General features: G+C 65.1%; 8 protein-coding genes. 1 reads left to right on the forward strand and 7 read right to left on the reverse strand.

What is annotated here, in order from left to right; genetic code table 11:
- Positions 1–68 precede the first annotated feature (68 nt).
- Together ACKI1H_RS25690 and ACKI1H_RS25695 are read right to left on the reverse strand one after the other, a co-directional pair.
- Positions 69–374: a hypothetical protein gene (locus ACKI1H_RS25690; protein WP_440466745.1), complete on the reverse strand. Its 306-nt coding sequence runs from the start codon at positions 372–374 to the stop codon at positions 69–71.
- Positions 371–10,423: a two-partner secretion domain-containing protein gene (locus ACKI1H_RS25695; RefSeq protein WP_440466746.1), complete on the reverse strand. Its 10,053-nt coding sequence runs from the start codon at positions 10,421–10,423 to the stop codon at positions 371–373. The genes ACKI1H_RS25690 and ACKI1H_RS25695 overlap by 4 nt, the downstream gene beginning before the upstream one ends.
- A gap of 219 nt (positions 10,424–10,642) precedes the next feature.
- Here ACKI1H_RS25695 and ACKI1H_RS25700 point away from each other — a divergent pair, with 219 nt between their 5' ends.
- Positions 10,643–11,692: a hypothetical protein gene (locus ACKI1H_RS25700; RefSeq protein ID WP_138520551.1), complete on the forward strand. Its 1,050-nt coding sequence runs from the start codon at positions 10,643–10,645 to the stop codon at positions 11,690–11,692.
- Between the two features lie 16 nt (positions 11,693–11,708).
- Here the strand turns inward: ACKI1H_RS25700 and ACKI1H_RS25705 are convergent, their stop codons facing one another.
- From ACKI1H_RS25705 to motD, 5 genes are all read right to left on the reverse strand, one after another.
- Positions 11,709–12,116 carry a DUF2802 domain-containing protein gene (locus ACKI1H_RS25705; RefSeq protein ID WP_440466747.1) on the reverse strand — a complete coding sequence of 136 codons (408 nt, stop codon included), beginning with the start codon at positions 12,114–12,116 and terminating at the stop codon, positions 11,709–11,711.
- A gap of 1 nt (position 12,117) precedes the next feature.
- Positions 12,118–12,597 (reverse strand): chemotaxis protein CheW, encoded by a 480-nt coding sequence (locus ACKI1H_RS25710; RefSeq protein WP_138520549.1) that lies wholly within the window; start codon positions 12,595–12,597, stop codon positions 12,118–12,120.
- Between the two features lie 79 nt (positions 12,598–12,676).
- Entirely contained in the window at positions 12,677–13,618 is a 942-nt protein-coding gene (locus ACKI1H_RS25715; RefSeq protein WP_440466748.1) for a CheW domain-containing protein, read from the reverse strand.
- A gap of 112 nt (positions 13,619–13,730) precedes the next feature.
- Positions 13,731–14,519, reverse strand: coding sequence for a ParA family protein (locus ACKI1H_RS25720; protein ID WP_440466749.1), 789 nt, complete (start codon positions 14,517–14,519; stop codon positions 13,731–13,733).
- Positions 14,520–14,568: 49 nt separating this feature from the next.
- Positions 14,569–15,450: a flagellar motor protein MotD gene (motD, locus tag ACKI1H_RS25725; RefSeq protein ID WP_440466750.1), complete on the reverse strand. Its 882-nt coding sequence runs from the start codon at positions 15,448–15,450 to the stop codon at positions 14,569–14,571.
- Positions 15,451–15,453: the final 3 nt, after the last annotated feature.

Here is a 15,453-nt window from a genome sequence, read left to right on the forward strand (position 1 = left end):
ACGCGCCCCCTTTTCCGGCCGGCAACACTTTCAAAGGATCAGTCTCTTTCGAGACATTAACCGCCTAGCTACTCTCTCCTTCGATAAACCACCCTTCCTACATCCGAGAATGCCGGCAAGCCTTGAGCACCAATAATAACCTCATGCTTGCACTTCAAGGTGGCATCTTGATATGCAGTATATTGACAAACAATATCCTCAATCTCCTCCAAATCTTCATCGACATATTTCTCCAAGTAAAAGCTCAAAATCCAGTCAGGCTCGTTATAGCACAGAGCAACCATTCTGAAATTTTCGGAGATCGCACCAACTAAGGCCTGAACAAGTATGACAACTTGAAAGTTCCACTCTTCCAAACTCAAATCAAGACTCACTTCGGACTCCACTTAGGGTTAGTTGGTACAATACTAGGACTTTTCGTCCCTTTGATAATGAAAACATTCGTCGGCTGATCGATTATCCCTACACCAACGTTGACGTTTGTTCCCGTTACCCCCTCGAATTTCACAACGGGGAAGCCTTGGGCATTTTTCCCAAGAACTGTTGCCTGTCCACCGTGATAAGCGTCAAGAACTCTCTGTGCATCAGCTATGCTGGCTACGTAGCCACCGCCACCTCGGGCTTCAAGCTCTGGCCGCCCTTCCACATGTCGAAACTGCTTCTGACTGACTTTGGTTGCAACCTCAGGAAAATCCTTGGAGCTCAAAGTAACTTTTGGAGTCGCAGCCGCTTCAGCCCTAACGCCCTTCCAGTACTCTACTGCGTTTTCATACGCCGTGATCCCCCTCAGCGTCGGAGTGCCGGCAGGCCTGACGTCCGCTGTGGATTTTCCACCGACCGCTCCCCCTGCGATCAGGGAGAAGCGCTCCATGCTCGGGGCCCACTCCCCGATCACATTGCTCAGATGCTCATAACTGATCAGCGCGCGCTCGATCAGGGTGGCCTTGTAACCCTCGCAGGTTGAGGTCGAGCAAGGCATGGCCAGCAAGGTATCCAAGCTGCCGGCAACCTGGTCCCTACGGTACTTCGCCATCATGGACCCGCTGGTCTTCATGGCGTCGTCGAACATCTGCTGGCTTTCGGCGTCGTAACCGCCATTAACCCACTTCTGCTCCTGGCACTGGGAGGCATTCGCTCCGCTGCATGACGCCATGTCTTCGGCGAGGGATTTGACGTCCGCGTGCTCAAGGTAGTTGTACTGCGTGGAGTTCTCCGCCACCCACTTACCGGTGTTCAGGCTGTCGGCGTCCGCGCCGTTCTGAGTCGAGGCCGCGACCACGCCCACCAGCTGCGACATCATGTTCAGCAGATCGGGGTTGCTGTGCACCAGGTTGTTGAGTTGCACGACCAAGGCTTCGTTGGCGCCCCCGGCCAAGGCACCGGTCTTGAAGTCGCCGCCCGAGACTTCGGCGGCCAAGCCACCCATCAACGCATGCAAGGCGACCATGGCCGGACTGCCCGGTTGCAGGTTGTTCAACTGGCCGTAGTCGCCCACGGCGTTGAAGCCGATTGCCGCGAGGGTGTTGTAGAGGCTGTTCTTGAAGGCCTCCCCGGCGCCACCACCCTGCCCCAGGGCTTGGCTCAGCGCGGCGCTGGTGGCGTTTTGCATGCCCTGTTTGGCGGCGAACTGACCGATGCCCTGCCAGGTGTCGAGCCGAGTGGCGGGGTCACTGAAGCTGATTTTCCCGGTGATGGGGTCGGTGTAGGTGCCGGTGATTTCGTTGTAGTAGCCCTGTGTGAGGCCGGCGGTGACACCGGCAATGGCGTAGCCCTTCATGGCGTCGCCAGAGGTGGTGTCTTTCACTACGTCGCTCAGGTTGCCCCGGTTGTTGACGGCGCTGATGGTGGCGTTGGTGGACGCCCCCACGGCGACAGCGGCACCGCCCGCCGCAACAGCCGCACTGGCCCCTGCTCCAGCCAAGGCGCCCAGGGCCGCTGGTCCGACTACAGCGGCCATGACAATGGCGATGACGATCTGCGAGCCAGCACCTAAGCCGGAATGGCTGTAGGAGTAGCTGTCGTGAATTTCCTTCACCAATCGCCAATCAACATCGCCACGCGCTTCGGCGTCCTTGATCCAGGCCAGTTGCGGGTCGGCCTGCACCATGGCGTCGATGGTCTGGCTGACGTTCTTCTGATCGATCTGCTTGAGGTCGATCTTCAAGCCGTCCACAGCCCGGATGACGGTTTCGCCCTGGGCGGTCATCTGGGTTTGGCGGACCGTTTCATCCGTTTGCCCTCTGCCCTTGGAGCTGTTCCAGGCCAGATCGCTGTTGCTCTTGTCGTGGGCTTCCTGGTGCAGGTCCTTCACCGCTTCAAAGGTCACTGCACCGCCGCTCAAGATGGCGATGTCATTGCCAGCATCGAGCTTGGCGGCCTGGTAGGTCTGGTCGCCGCCGCTGAGCAGGGTGATGTCGGAGCCGGCGCTGATTTCGCTGCCCACGGCGTTGACGTCGGTGACTTCGTCGCGGCGGGTTTTCTTCTGGCCCCAGCTGCCTTTGTCCTTTTTGTCGTAGAGGCTGTAGTCGCTGTCGTTGGCGGCGAGCACTTGGATCTTGTCGCCAGCGACCAGGTAGGCTTCGTTGCCGGCGCTGACCTTGCTGCTGATGAGGGTGAGGTCCTGCCCGGCGGCGATAAGCACGTCGCCACCGGCCGTGAGGGTGGTGCTCTGCTGCTGGACGTGGTCTTCCTGGGCGGTGACCTTTTTGCTCTGGCTGTAGCTGTGCTGTTCGTCCGCTGCCGAGGCCAGGGTGACGTCGCGGCCGGCGTTGATGGCGGCGTCGCGGGTAGCCTCGATGTGCGTGGCGATGGCGTTGAGGTCGCGCCCGGCACTCATCTCCAGGTCGCGCCCGGCACTGATTTCGCCGAGCAGTTGCTCGGTGCTCTGGTTGTAGTGGCGGCCGTGGGTCTGGCCGTTCTGCAACTCGGCGCTGGTGAGGTGGATGTCGCGGCCGGCCTGCATCGTGAGGTCGCGGCCGGCGCTGATGGTGCCACCGATGTTGCTGATGTCGCGCCCGGCGCTGATGTCGAGGTGGCCGGCGGCTTCGATGCGCGCGGCACTGTCGGCGAAGCTTTGGGTCCAGGTGCTGTTGCCCTGGGCGCTGTCGATGCGGGTGATGCTGCGTTCGTTGATCACGTCGCCGGTGAGGGCAGTGAGGCTGACGTCGCGGCCTTTGAGGATGCCGCCCTGGGTGTTCTTGAGGCTGTCGAGGGCGAGCAGGTCGAGGCGGCCGGCGGCTTCGATGAGGCCGGCGTTGCTCAGGTTGACGGCGCTGGCGGCGAGGTCGCCACTGGCGCGCAGGGTGCCCTGGCTGGCGAGGTCGCCGCCGCTGATGAGGCTGAGGTTCTGGCCCTGGATCAAGGCGCCGTTGGGGCCGAGGCGGTTGTCGGCCTGGGCGAGGTAGAGCACCGGTACCAGGACTTTTTCGCCATTGACGGTGGCTTCTTCAAGCCAGACGAGGTCGTGGGTGAGTGCGGCGACCTGCTCGGCGCTGAGGGCGACGCCGAGGCTCAAGTGGACCTTGTCCTGATAAGCGATGGCGTTGTCCATCAGGTAGCGGAACAGGTCTTCGTCGCTGGCCAGTCCGTCGATGTAGCGCTGGCCAGTGCGGGCGACCACGGCGTCGCGGATCAGGCGTTGTTCGTAGAGGCCGTCGCCGAGGCGTTTCTGGGACTTGTCCGGGTCGTAGCCGAGCAGGCCGAGCAGGTAGTCGGAGCTTAAGAAGCTCTTCAGGCTGGTGAGTTCGGGGTTGGTTTCGATGAGGTATTTGTGGCTGTTGTCCGGACGGGCACTGCTGGGCACGCCCTGGACCTGGGCGACGCTGAAGGAGGCAGCGCCCGCGCTGGCCGGTGCTGACGCGCCATGGGTGACGTCGACGCCGCCCACGAGGCGACCATCGGCATCGAGGGTGCGCTCGTGCTGGGAGAGGTCGATGCTCTGCCCGGCGAAGCTGTAGCGCTCACCGCCCTCCACGGTTTGCGCTCCGGCCTGGGTGCCCGCCTGGCCGCTCAGGCGGAACAGGCCGTTGTCGCCGCTGGGCAGGCTGAAGCCCGGCAGGCTGATGGGGTTGACCTGTTGCTGGGCGAGGTCCGGCGGCAGTTGCGAGTTGAGCGGCACGACGGTGGTGACCGGGCTGCTATCCAGGCTGGTGTCGCCGGTCTTCTGGCCCGGATTGACGTAGGTGTAGTGGTTGCGGATGACGCTGTTGTCGATCCGCTCGCTGGCATTGATGCTGACGTCGCCGGCGGCCTGGATGATGGCGGCGTAGGTCTGGTCGCCGCTGTCGAGCTGGGTAACACGGCGGTACTGGGTGAGTTCCTGCTCGGTACGGGCGATGAAGTGGCTCAACCCGGCGGCGAGCCCCGCCGGGTCGTTGACGTAGTTGGGACTGTCGATCCAGTACTGGTCGGTGAAGGCATTGGCTTCGCGTACCCAACTGCCCATGTTGTTGGTGCGTTCGGATTTGAAGACGCGGAAGGTTTCGGTGTCGCTGGCGACGACGCCCTGGTTGGTCAGGCTGCGAACGTCGGCGTAGAGGTTTTGCCCGGCGCTGATGACGCTGCTGGCGTTGCTCAGGGTGTCGCCGATGAGGGTCAGGTTGCCGCCGGCATTGATTGCGCTGGCGGCGCTGGCCTGGGTGACCTGGAGTCGGTCGCGCTCGGTGATTTCCCAGGCGCCGTTACGCTTGCCAGAGCAATCGGCAATGTCGTTATTAAGGTACTTGTAGCAGTTCACCTCGACGATCTGGGCGGTGTATTTGCCGTCCTGGCTGATGACCAGGACAACGCGCTGGTTGTTCAGCGCACCGACGTTCAGACGCATGTCGCCGTGGCTTTCGAGGTTGGCGGAGAGGTTGTCCAGCTGTGCGGTACGACCGCCCGCATCGTTCGCCGCGAGGTCGAGGCCACCCAGGCTGTAGATATCCGCAAACCGGTTGGTCAGGGTGCCGCCCACGCGCAGGGTCATGTCGTCGCCGCTGAAGAGCAGTGCGCCGTTCTGCTGGCCGTCGTTGAGCAGGTCCCAGGTGTTGATGCGCAGCTGCCCGGCGCTGCCGAAGGTGCCGAAGTTGTTGAGGGTGCCGGTATTGGCGGTGAGGGTGCCGGCGGCGGTGATGCGGCCGTGGTTGGTGAGCGTGCCGGCGCCGAGGCTGAGGTTCTGCCCGCCGGTGACGCTGGCGCCCTGGCCGATGTCGAGCTGGTTGGCGCTGAGGGTGAGGTCGCCCACGCTGGTGACGCGGCCGGCGCCGCTGTAGGTGCCGGTCAGTTGGATGTCGAGCGTGCCGTCGCTGGCGAGCAGGCCGTCGTTGGCCCAGTTGCCGCCGCGCCCGGTCAGGGCCTGGCTGGCGAGCAGCTGGCCGCTGGCGGTCTGGGTGAATTGGCCGATGTCGAGGTTGAGCCAGCCGGCTTGCAGGACGCTGCTGTTGCTCCAGCTGTCGGCGCTGATGTCGAGGCGCCCGGTGGTGATGAAGCGGCCGCCGGCCTGGGTGATTTGCCCGGCGTTGACGCCGAACTGGCCAGTGCCGACGTGGAGGAAGGTACCGCCGTCGTTGGCCAGCCCGCCGAGGTTCAGGACGAGGTCGGTGTTGGCGGTTTCCAGGCGGCCGTTGCGGTTGTCGAGGGTGCCGGTGCTGAGGCTGGTGGCGCCGGCCTGGCCGAGGGCGCGCAGGCGGCCGTTCTGGTTGTCGATGCTGGCGGCGGCGAGGTGGAGGGTGCCGCGGCTTTCGATCAGGCCGGCGCTGTTGAGCAGGGCGCCGCGCAGGCTGAAGTCGAGGCTGGCGGCGCCGATCTGGCCGTTCTGGTTGTCGAGGTTGTCGCCGGTGAGGGCGAGGGTCTGGCCGGCGTAGAGGCCGCCGCCCTGGTTGTCGAGGCTGGCGGTGCTGAGGCGGTTGTCGCCGCTGACGGCGGAGAGGTGGCCGGCGCGGTTGTCGATGCCCGCATCGGCGGTGATGTCGAGGTGTTGCGCCTGGGTGATGCCGGCGTTGTTGCTGAACCAGCCGGTGAGCAGCCGGAGCGTTGCGCTGAGGCTGGCGAGGACGCCGCCGGCGCTGTTGTCGAGGCTGGCGCTGTTGATCTGGACGTTGCCGGTCTGGCTGAGGAGTCGGCCGCCCTGGTTGGCGATGGCGCCGGGGGTTGCGAGGGTCAGGTCGCCCTGTGCCTGCAGGCTGCCGCCGGCGTTGCCGATGCCGGCAGCACTGACGTTGAGGGTGCCGTCCTTGCTGATGACCAGGCCGTCCTGGTCATTGAGTAGCTGGCCGCTGAGGGTGAGGGTGAGGTCGCTTTGCGCGGCGAGCGTACCAGCGGCGCGGTTGTCGAAGTCGCCGGCCAGGAGTTGCAGCAGGCCCTGGCTGGCGATCTGGCCACCCTGGTTGACGACTTGGGCGGCGCTCAGGTCCAGCTGCGCGCCGCTGGCGATGGCCGACTGGGGGCCGATGTTGCGCAGGTCGGCGAGCAGGCGCAGGTTGAGCCCGCCTTGGCTGATGAGGCGGCCGCCGCTGTTGTCCAGGCGGCGGGCACTGAGGTCGATGCTGGCGGCGCTGATCTGTCCGCCCTGGTTGAGCAGTTCGGTCTGCGTCTGGTCGAGGGTGAGTTGCTGCTGGGCGCTGATCACGCCGCCCGCGCGGTTGTCCAGTTGGCCGGCGATGCTCAGGTGGGTGGTCTGCTGGCCGGAGAGGTAGCCGCCCTGGTTGTTCAGGCTGGCGGCGCTGATGCGCTGGTCACCCAGGCTGACCAGGGCGCCTTCGCCGTGGTTGTCCAGCGTGCCGCTCAGGGTAAGGTCGAGGCTGCCGAGCTTGCTGGAGAGGGTGCCACCCAGGCTGTTGTCGAGGTCGGCGGCGTTGACCAGCAGGCTTTGCCAGCCGGAGAGCAGGCCCTGGTTGGCGTTGCGCAGGACGCCGGTATTCAGGGTGAGGTGCTGGGCGCTGATGATTCGGCCGCCATCGCCGTTGTCGATACTCGCGGCCGTGAGCTGGAAGCCGTTCTGGCTGGAGAGTTCGCCGCCACGGTTGTCCAGCTGGCGCAGGTTGTCGATGCGCAACAGGCCGCCGACGCTGAGCACGGCGCCACGGTTGTCGAGGTCGCCACCGGCCAGGTCAAGCGTCAGGTCGCCGCCGGTGATGAGCCGCCCTTGCTGCTGGATGAGTTGCTGGACCCGCAGCTTGAGCTGGCCACCGCTGGAGAGTTCGCCGCCCTGGCGGTTGTCCACGCGGCTGGCGGAGAGGTCGAGCACGCCTTGGGTGGTGATGAGGCCGGCGCGGTTGTCGAGGTCGCTAGCCTGGACATCGAGCTGACCTTGGGCGATGACTCGGCCACTTTGGTTGTTCACGCTGCCGGTCACGAGGCGGAGGTCCTTCCCGCCACTCAGGCTGCCAGCCTGGTTGTTGAGGCTGGCGCTGCGCACGTCGAGCGTGCCGCCGGCCGCCAGGGCGCCGTCGCCCTGGTTATCCAGGTGGCCGCCGAGGGTCGCCGCCAGGTCGCCCTGGCTGGCGACGGTGCCGCCGCCGCTGTTGTTCAGGCTGTCGGCCTGCAGGGCCACTCGCTGCTTGCCGTACAGCACGCCCGCCTGGCTGTTGTCGAGGGCGCCAGTGGAGGCCCGCACGGTCAGTTCGCCGTCGGAGACGATACGCCCGCCCCGGTTGTTCAGCTCGTTCAGCGCCAGCGTGAAACTCTGCTGGCTGGAGATTTCGCCGCCACTGTTGTTCAGCTGCGCCAGGTGGCGCAGCAGCAGCTCTGCGGGGGTGATGAGCAGGCCGCCAGCACTGTTGTCGAGGCCGCCATTGGCGAAGTCGAGGTCGATACCCCGGGTGCCGATCAAGTACCCACCCGCGTGCTGGTCCAGTGCCCGGACCTGGCCGGCTACCCGCCCCGCCGCTTCCAGGCGGCCTTTGTCGCTGTTGTCCACCCGCGCATAGGTCAGCAGCAGGTCGGCGCCACTGAGGATGCGCCCGGCCTGGCTGTTGAGCAGGCTGGCGCCGCGCAGGTCGATCACGCCACTGGCGCTGAGGACGCCGCCCTGGCGGTTGTCGAGGGTCGGCGCAACCAGGGTCAGCGCGGCATCGGTCAGCAGTTGGCCAGCCTGGTTGTTCAGGCTGCCCGTTTCGATGCTCAGCCCGCTGGCGCTGGAGAAGGTGCCTGCGCGGTTGTCCACCTGGGACGCCGTGACCCGAAGCGCACCTTCGCTGATCAGTTGGCCACGGTCGTGGTTGTCCAGCGCGCCGGAGAACGCCAGGTCGAGGTTGCCCTGGCTGCTGACGCGGCCCTGGCTATTGTTCAGCGTGGCGCCTTGCAGGGTCACGCCGCCCTGCCCGATCAGGCTGCCCGCCTGGTTGCTCAGGCTGTCGCCTTGCCAGAGCAGGTGGGTGTCGCTGGCGATGCGGCCCGCGCTGTTGTCGAGACGGCTGGCGATGAGGTTCACGGCGGCGCGGCTGCTGATTTCACCACCCTGGTTGAACAGTTCGCGGGCGCGCAGATCGATGCCGCCCATGGCGCCAATCCAACCGCCCTGGCGGTTGATCAGTTGTTGCGCAATCACCTGCAGGCTGGCTTCGCTGAGCAGTTCACCGCCGTTCTGTTCGAAGCGCTCGACCTGGGCCAGCAGAGGGCCCTTGGCGGCGATCTGTCCGCCACTGGCGTTGCTGGCGGCACGGGCGTTCAGCGTCAGTGAGGCGTCGCTCTGGAGGGTTCCGGCGTTGTTCAGGGTGTCCAGGTCCAGCTGCAGGTGGCGACCGGCGCTGACCAGGCCCTGGTCGCGGTTGTCCAGGCCGCGGCCGGACAGCTTCAGGCCCGCGTCGGCCCTGATCCGGCCGCCCCGGTTGTCCAGTTCCTCGACCTGTAAGGCCAGGTCGCTGAGGCTGGAAATCAGACCACCACCCTGGTTGTTCAGCTGGCCACCGCGCACCTGCTGGGCGCCGTCGCTGAGCAAGCGCCCGCCCTGGCTGTTGTTCAGTGCACCGCTGACCTGGGCGGAAAGCCCACCCCGGCTGGAGAGCGTGCCTTGCTGGCTGTTGTCCAGGCTGCCCAGGCTCAGGTTCAACGCCTGCACCGCAGTGAACAGGCCCAGGCGGTTGTCCAGGTGCGCACCTTGCACCCGGATGAAGGCCGCACTCACCTCCCCGCCAACGTTGCCCAGGTGCTGGCCGGACAGGCTCAGGCCGTCACTCGCCAGGACGCGGCCCTGGTTACCCAGTGTGGCCGTGCTGATCGTCGTGTTCGTGCCGCGCAGGCTTGCACCGCGGGCGTTGTCCAGGGTGGCGTTGGCATCGATGGCCAGGGTGCGGCTGGCCACCACGCTGCCGCTGTTGCGCAGGGCCTGTGTGGCGATCGCCACGTCGCCCTGGACGTTGCGGCTGTCATCCGGATTGACCCCGGCTTCAAGAATGCCGCTGTTACTGACTTGCTCCGCCTGCACCTGCAGGCGCGAGCCGGCGGAGGTCTGGCCCAGGTTGTTCAGTTGGCCGCTGGCGCTCAGCTCGACATTGCCGGCCGCATGGGTCGGGCCGTTGAGGGCAATGTCCGCTGCCTTGGCGCGCAGGCTGCCGGCGGCGCTGGCCCGCGCCAGGCTCAGTTGGCCGTTGGCGTCGATCTGGATGTCACCGGCACTGGCGGCCATATGGCCGGCCAGCTTCACGCCCACGCCCTGCTCGGTGCCCACCAGGCGGATGGCGCCAGCGTACATACCGCCCAGCGCGGAGCTGTCGATGGCCAACTGCGGCTTGGCGCTGCCGTCGTCAGGCTTGGCGGTGGCGGCCAGCGTCTCGGCGTCCACCTGGTTGCGCCCGGTCACCACCGTCAACTGGTTGGCGTGCAGGTCGGCGTTGAGCCGGGTCGCACGAGCGATCAGCTCGAAGCGATCCTGCTCCAGCCCGTTGAGCCCCTTGCCCTCGATGGCAATCTCACCGCGGTTGACGTCGTATCCACGGAGCTGGCCATTCTCGATCAGGGGTTTACCCGTGGTCAGCGTCGCCCGCGGGGTGTTGATGAAACCGCACCCGGCGCAAGTGATGCCGTGTGGATTGGCGACGATGACGTGGGCGGCCTGCCCGGCCACTTCGGTGTAGCCGCGCAGCTGCGACGGGTTGGGGCCGGTGACTTCGTTGAGGATCTTGCTGGCAGCGCCGCCCCTGAGGTTGGGGTTGCCGATGATCATTCCGCCCCGCGTCGTGAGCTGGGTCTTGTCAGTGGCGTTGTTGAGGATCAGCCCCTGCTGGCCGACGTTGTAGTCACTGAACCGGTTGTGCGAGAGCCCCGCACCGTTGGGCGTGGCGATGTTCACCACCGGGACGCCGTTGCCCGCCGCCCCGATGGACGTATTGCCACCGGCCGCCGCATCCACGGCCAACTCGGCCGCTGCCGCTACCAGGGGATTGATGATCAGCAGGCCCGACAGGAGGCTGGCGGTCAGCTTGAAGGCGAAACGGCGGGTTTCCATACGGCACGACTCGTCACGAAAATCGAATCGCGAACCCTAATGGCTAGGCATCGGGCGAAATATCGGCTGCTTCCGTGACCGCTGTGCGATTGGTCTGCGACTCCCTGTAAGAAGCGCTCTAGACCGACCGATTGCGCTAAGGTCGCCGCCACAGAAAGCCAGATCTACAAAAAATCTTTTCTTTCAGTCAGTTGGAATCAACGAATAGAGGTTGGCCGAATGAGTCGGACGCTGACTTATCCACACGAGACATCAGCCCAGGCACGTTACGACCACTTGCAGGCCGAAGTGGCACGGGTGGGCATGGAACGGCTGGGGGAGTGGAAGGGGTTCGACTCGACCTACTGGTTCCGTTGTCGTAAAGGCCATGAGATCAAGCGCTACATGAGGCCCTTCACCCAACAATCGAAGCTGCCCGAATGCCAGACGTGCCTGAAGACTCAGCGCCTGCAGTTGCTGCGCTCCACGGCCAGGACCGCGGGTATCCGGCTATTGAGCAAAGAGTGGCTGGGAGAGAAAACCAATCATCACTTCCGGTGCGCGCAAGGGCATACCTGGGAGCGTACCGGTCGCACCGCATTGGCGAACATAAGCTGCCCAGTCTGCAACAATGGTCGGCTCAAGCTGGCTGATACGCTGCTGCTCAAAGATGGCCTCAAGCGATTGCGACAGGCAGCGAAAAGACGTGGCGGCAATTGCTTGTCTGATCAGTACCTGGGACTGATGAGGAAATACGACTTCCGTTGTGCCAAAGGGCATGTCTGGCAAGCCCGAGGCTCATCTGTCATGAAAGACAATCTTTGGTGCCCTTATTGCAGCCACCGGCCGATCGATCTGGCTGTCTGGCAAATGGACGGTCTGGCCAGGCTGCACGAAGCGGCCGCACGGCATGGCGGGGAGTGCCTGGCCGACGAGTATGTGGGTGCCAATCCTCGCTACCGCTTTCGATGCATCCAGGGCCACGAGTGGGAGACCAAGGCCGCCCACGTCCTGGCTGGTAGCTGGTGCAAAGCCTGTTTGACGCAATCCCAGCGACTAACCCTCGAAGACGCTCGACGCATAGCTGCGGAGCGCGGCGGTCAATGCCTTTCTGCCGAGTACATACGATGCCAGGAAAAACTGCATTGGCTCTGTCACCGAGGCCATAGCTGGCACAGCGCATTCAGCAATATCCGCTCGGGAAGATGGTGCCCGACCTGCGGGCACATGGATCGCTTATCCAGTAGCAAGTCCAAGGTCAGGCAAAGATACGAAGCCTACGATCGCTAATCAGGGGCAACCAGTACTAGTCCCGCGCCTTGCCCTGATGCAGGCGGGCGACCAGTTCGGCTTCGGCCTGGGACAGGCCGCAGCTCTGGGTCAGGTCTTCCGGGCTGGCGCCCATGCCGACCAGACGCGCGGCCTGGCTGAAGGACAGGCTGGTGGGGTCGCGCTGCTCGATGCGCACCAGACGCTCGGGCAGCGGCGCGACCTGCTTGTTCAGCTCGCGCAGCTCCTCGCCCATGCGGATATTGATCTGCTGGTACGACTCGATGCGCTTGCCCTGGTCCTTCAGACGCTGCTCCAGCAGCGCCAGCTGCTTGGCCAGCGCCACCGCCTGCGCCTCCTGGGCGCGCTGTCGGCCGGACAGCCAGACGCAGGCCAGTACAAGACCGGCGCAGGCGATACCCAGCACAACCAGAGCGATCAGCACCTCAGATGCTCTCCAGCTCCGACCACTCTTCCTCGGTCATCATCTTGTCCAGCTCGACCAGGATCAGCAGTTCGCCGTTCTTGTTGCAGACGCCCTGGATGAACTTGGCCGATTCGTCGTTACCCACGTTCGGCGCAGTCTCGATCTCGGATTGGCGCAGGTAGACGACCTCGGCAACGCTGTCGACCAGGATGCCCACCACCTGCTTGTCGGCTTCGATGATGACGATGCGGGTGTTGTCCGAGACCGGCGCAGGGTCGAGGCCGAAGCGCTGGCGGGTGTCGATCACGGTGACCACGTTGCCACGCAGGTTGATGATGCCCAGCACATAGCTCGGAGCACCCGGAACCGGCGCGATCTCGGTGTAGCGCAGCACTTCCTGGACCTGCATCACGTTGATGCCGTAGGTCTCGTTGTCCAGGCGGAAGGTGACCCACTGCAGAATCGGATCTTCGGCACCTTGCGCTGACGTTTTCTTCATATCCCCTCGCCTCTTCTGGTTCCACGCCGCCTGCGGCGCGGAGGTTGTCTTTCAATTCAGGTGGTTTTCCGGCCCGGCCTCAAGGCTGCAGGCGCTTGGTCGCGCCGCTGGCAATCAGTTCGGCCAGCGCCGATACATCGAGCAGCGCGCACATCTGGTCGATCACCGTGCCGGCCAGCCACGGGCGCTGCTGGCGCTGGCTGCGCCATTTCACCTCGGACGGGTCCAGGCGCACCGAGCGGCTGACCTGGTGCACGGCCAGCCCCCACTCGTAGCCCTGCACGGAAATCACGTACTGCAGGCCCTCGCGGTAGTCATCGCGGTAACGCTCGGGCATCACCCAGCGCGCGGTGTCGAGCACCTTCAGGTTGCCGTTCTGGCCCGGCAGGATGCCGAGGAACCAGTCGGGCTGGCCGAACAGCGGGGTCAGGTCGTGCCCCGCCAATGGATAGATGGAGCCCAGGCAAACCAGCGGCACCGCCAAGGTCAGCCCGGCGACGTCGAACAGCAGGCACTCGAAGGGCTCGGCGGCCCACACCGGGCGGCCGTCGTCGAGTAGCTTCAGCGGCGCGGCGGGCATCTCGGCACTGCCAGGCTGGTGCAGGTCGATGACCTGGCCCATCTGCGCCGGCGGCTCATCGACGGTCGACTCAGCGATCACCGGCGCTTCGATGACCGGCACAGGCTCGGGCAGGCGCAGCTCGGCCACCGGAGCTCGGGCGGCGACGTTCAAACGTGCATCACGGACCTGTTCTTCGAGTACGGCCGCTTCGAATTCGTCGAGGCTGACACTGGCTTCCGGCGCCTGTACGACGGCAGCCTGAGGCTCGGCGAGCAAGGGCGCAACCGGCTCGCTGACGACCAGCGCCACCGGGGCGACCGGAGCCGGAGCAACAGGCGCGGCGACAGGCTGCGCCATCGGCTCCGGGGCGAAGTCTTCGAAAGTGGCCTCCTGCAGCAGCGCGTCCAGGTAGGACTGCAGCGCAAGCTGGGGGCGAGTGGCGGTAGCGGAACGACTCATGATGGATAACCGCGCAAGGTGACATTCCAGCCTATCGGCAGCGGACGCGCCGCTCTTGAGCGCATCCGTCGGATTCTTTGGTTCGGGCCGGCCGGCCTGGGCAACGACATGCTCAGGCTACCTGGCTCGCCGGCACATGGGCCAGCAGATGCTTGAGCAGCGCGCGGTAGGCGATCACGCCACGGCTGTTGCCGTCGTTGCGCGAGGGCACCATGCCCAGGCGGCTGGCATCACGCAGCTTGGTGTCCACCGGAATGAACGCCTGCCAGAGCGTATCCGGATAGGTATCGCGCAGCACCCGCAGAGTGCCCAGCGACGCCTGGGTACGGCGATCGAACAGGGTCGGCACGATGGTGAACGGCAGCGCCTGCTTGCGCGAGCGGTTGACCATCTTCAGCGTGTTGACCATGCGCTCCAGGCCCTTGAGGGCGAGGAATTCGGTCTGCACCGGGATCACCAGGTGCTGGCTGGCCGCCATGGCGTTGACCATCAGCACGCCCAGCAGCGGTGGGCTGTCGATGATTGCGTAGTCGAATTCGTTCCACAGCTGCGCCAGGCTCTTGGCGATCACCAGGCCCAGGCCGTTCTGCCCGGGCGACTGACGCTCCAGGGTGGCCAGCGCGGTGCTCGAAGGCAGCAGGCGGATGTGTTCGTGGCTGGTGGGCAACAGCAGCGATTCCGGCAGCCCCTCGGGCACATTGCCCTGGTGCAGGAACAGGTCGAACACGCTGTGCTCCAGGGTGTCCGGGTCATGGCCGAAGTAGCTGGTCATCGAGCCGTGGGGGTCCAGGTCGACGATCAGCACGCGCTTGCCGGCATCTGCCAGCAGGCCCGCCAATGCGATCGAGGATGTGGTCTTGCCGACGCCACCTTTCTGGTTGGCTACCGCCCAGACTTTCATAGTGCTGGCTCCCCGCATGCACAGGATCGGATCAGGGTTTTCATATCGTTCAGTCCCCTGCCGATGACGAAGAATTGACGGCGCCACTGCCGGGCGCCTCACTGGCAATCACTGGTGCAGATTGCGTGCCAGCATGCCGCAACGCCGGGTCCGGCTGCGCCTTGCCGCTGCCCACACCGCTGATGCTGCGGCGCACCTCCAGGTTGCGGGAGATCACCAGCACCACCCGGCGGTTGCGTGCGCGGCCGTCCGCCGTGGCATTGTCCTCCACTGGCTGGAATTCGCCATATCCCACCGCCGCCAGCCGACCGGCGTCGAGGCCGTCCTGGGCGAGCATGCGGACGATGCTGGCGGCGCGGGCCGCGGACAGCTCCCAGTTGGTCGGGTACTGCGAATTATGGATCGGTACGTTGTCGGTGAAGCCTTCGACATGCACCGGGTTGCGGTAAGGCGCCAGAATCCTGGCGACCTTCTCGATGATCTCGAAGGCGGCGTCATTGGGAATCGCATCGCCGCTAGGGAACAGCAGGCTGGAATTGAGGGTGATCTCGATCCAGAACTCGTTGCCGCGCACCGACAGCTGATCGGTGGAAATCAGGTCGCCGAAGGCCTGGCGCACGCTGTCGCTGATCTGCTGCAGAGTGTCGGGGCTGCCTTGAGCCTGGCCGTCGTCCTGCGGCTCGGTGATCGACTGGTCAGGCTGCTGGGTGCGCGGGCGCTCCTCGCCAACCGGGATCGGACGAATCGAGCGGTCCGGCTGGTTGAATACGCCGGTCAGGGTCTCCGAGAGGATCTTGTACTTGCCCTCGTTGATCGAGGAGATCGAGTACATCACCACGAAGAAGGCGAACAGCAGGGTGATGAAGTCCGCATAGGACACCAGCCAGCGTTCGTGATTCTCGTGTTCCTCATGACGTCTGCGGCGAGGCATGCG

It is taken from the genome of Pseudomonas sp. YH-1 (genome assembly GCF_051990045.1).
GTDB lineage: Bacteria > Pseudomonadota > Gammaproteobacteria > Pseudomonadales > Pseudomonadaceae > Pseudomonas > Pseudomonas nicosulfuronedens.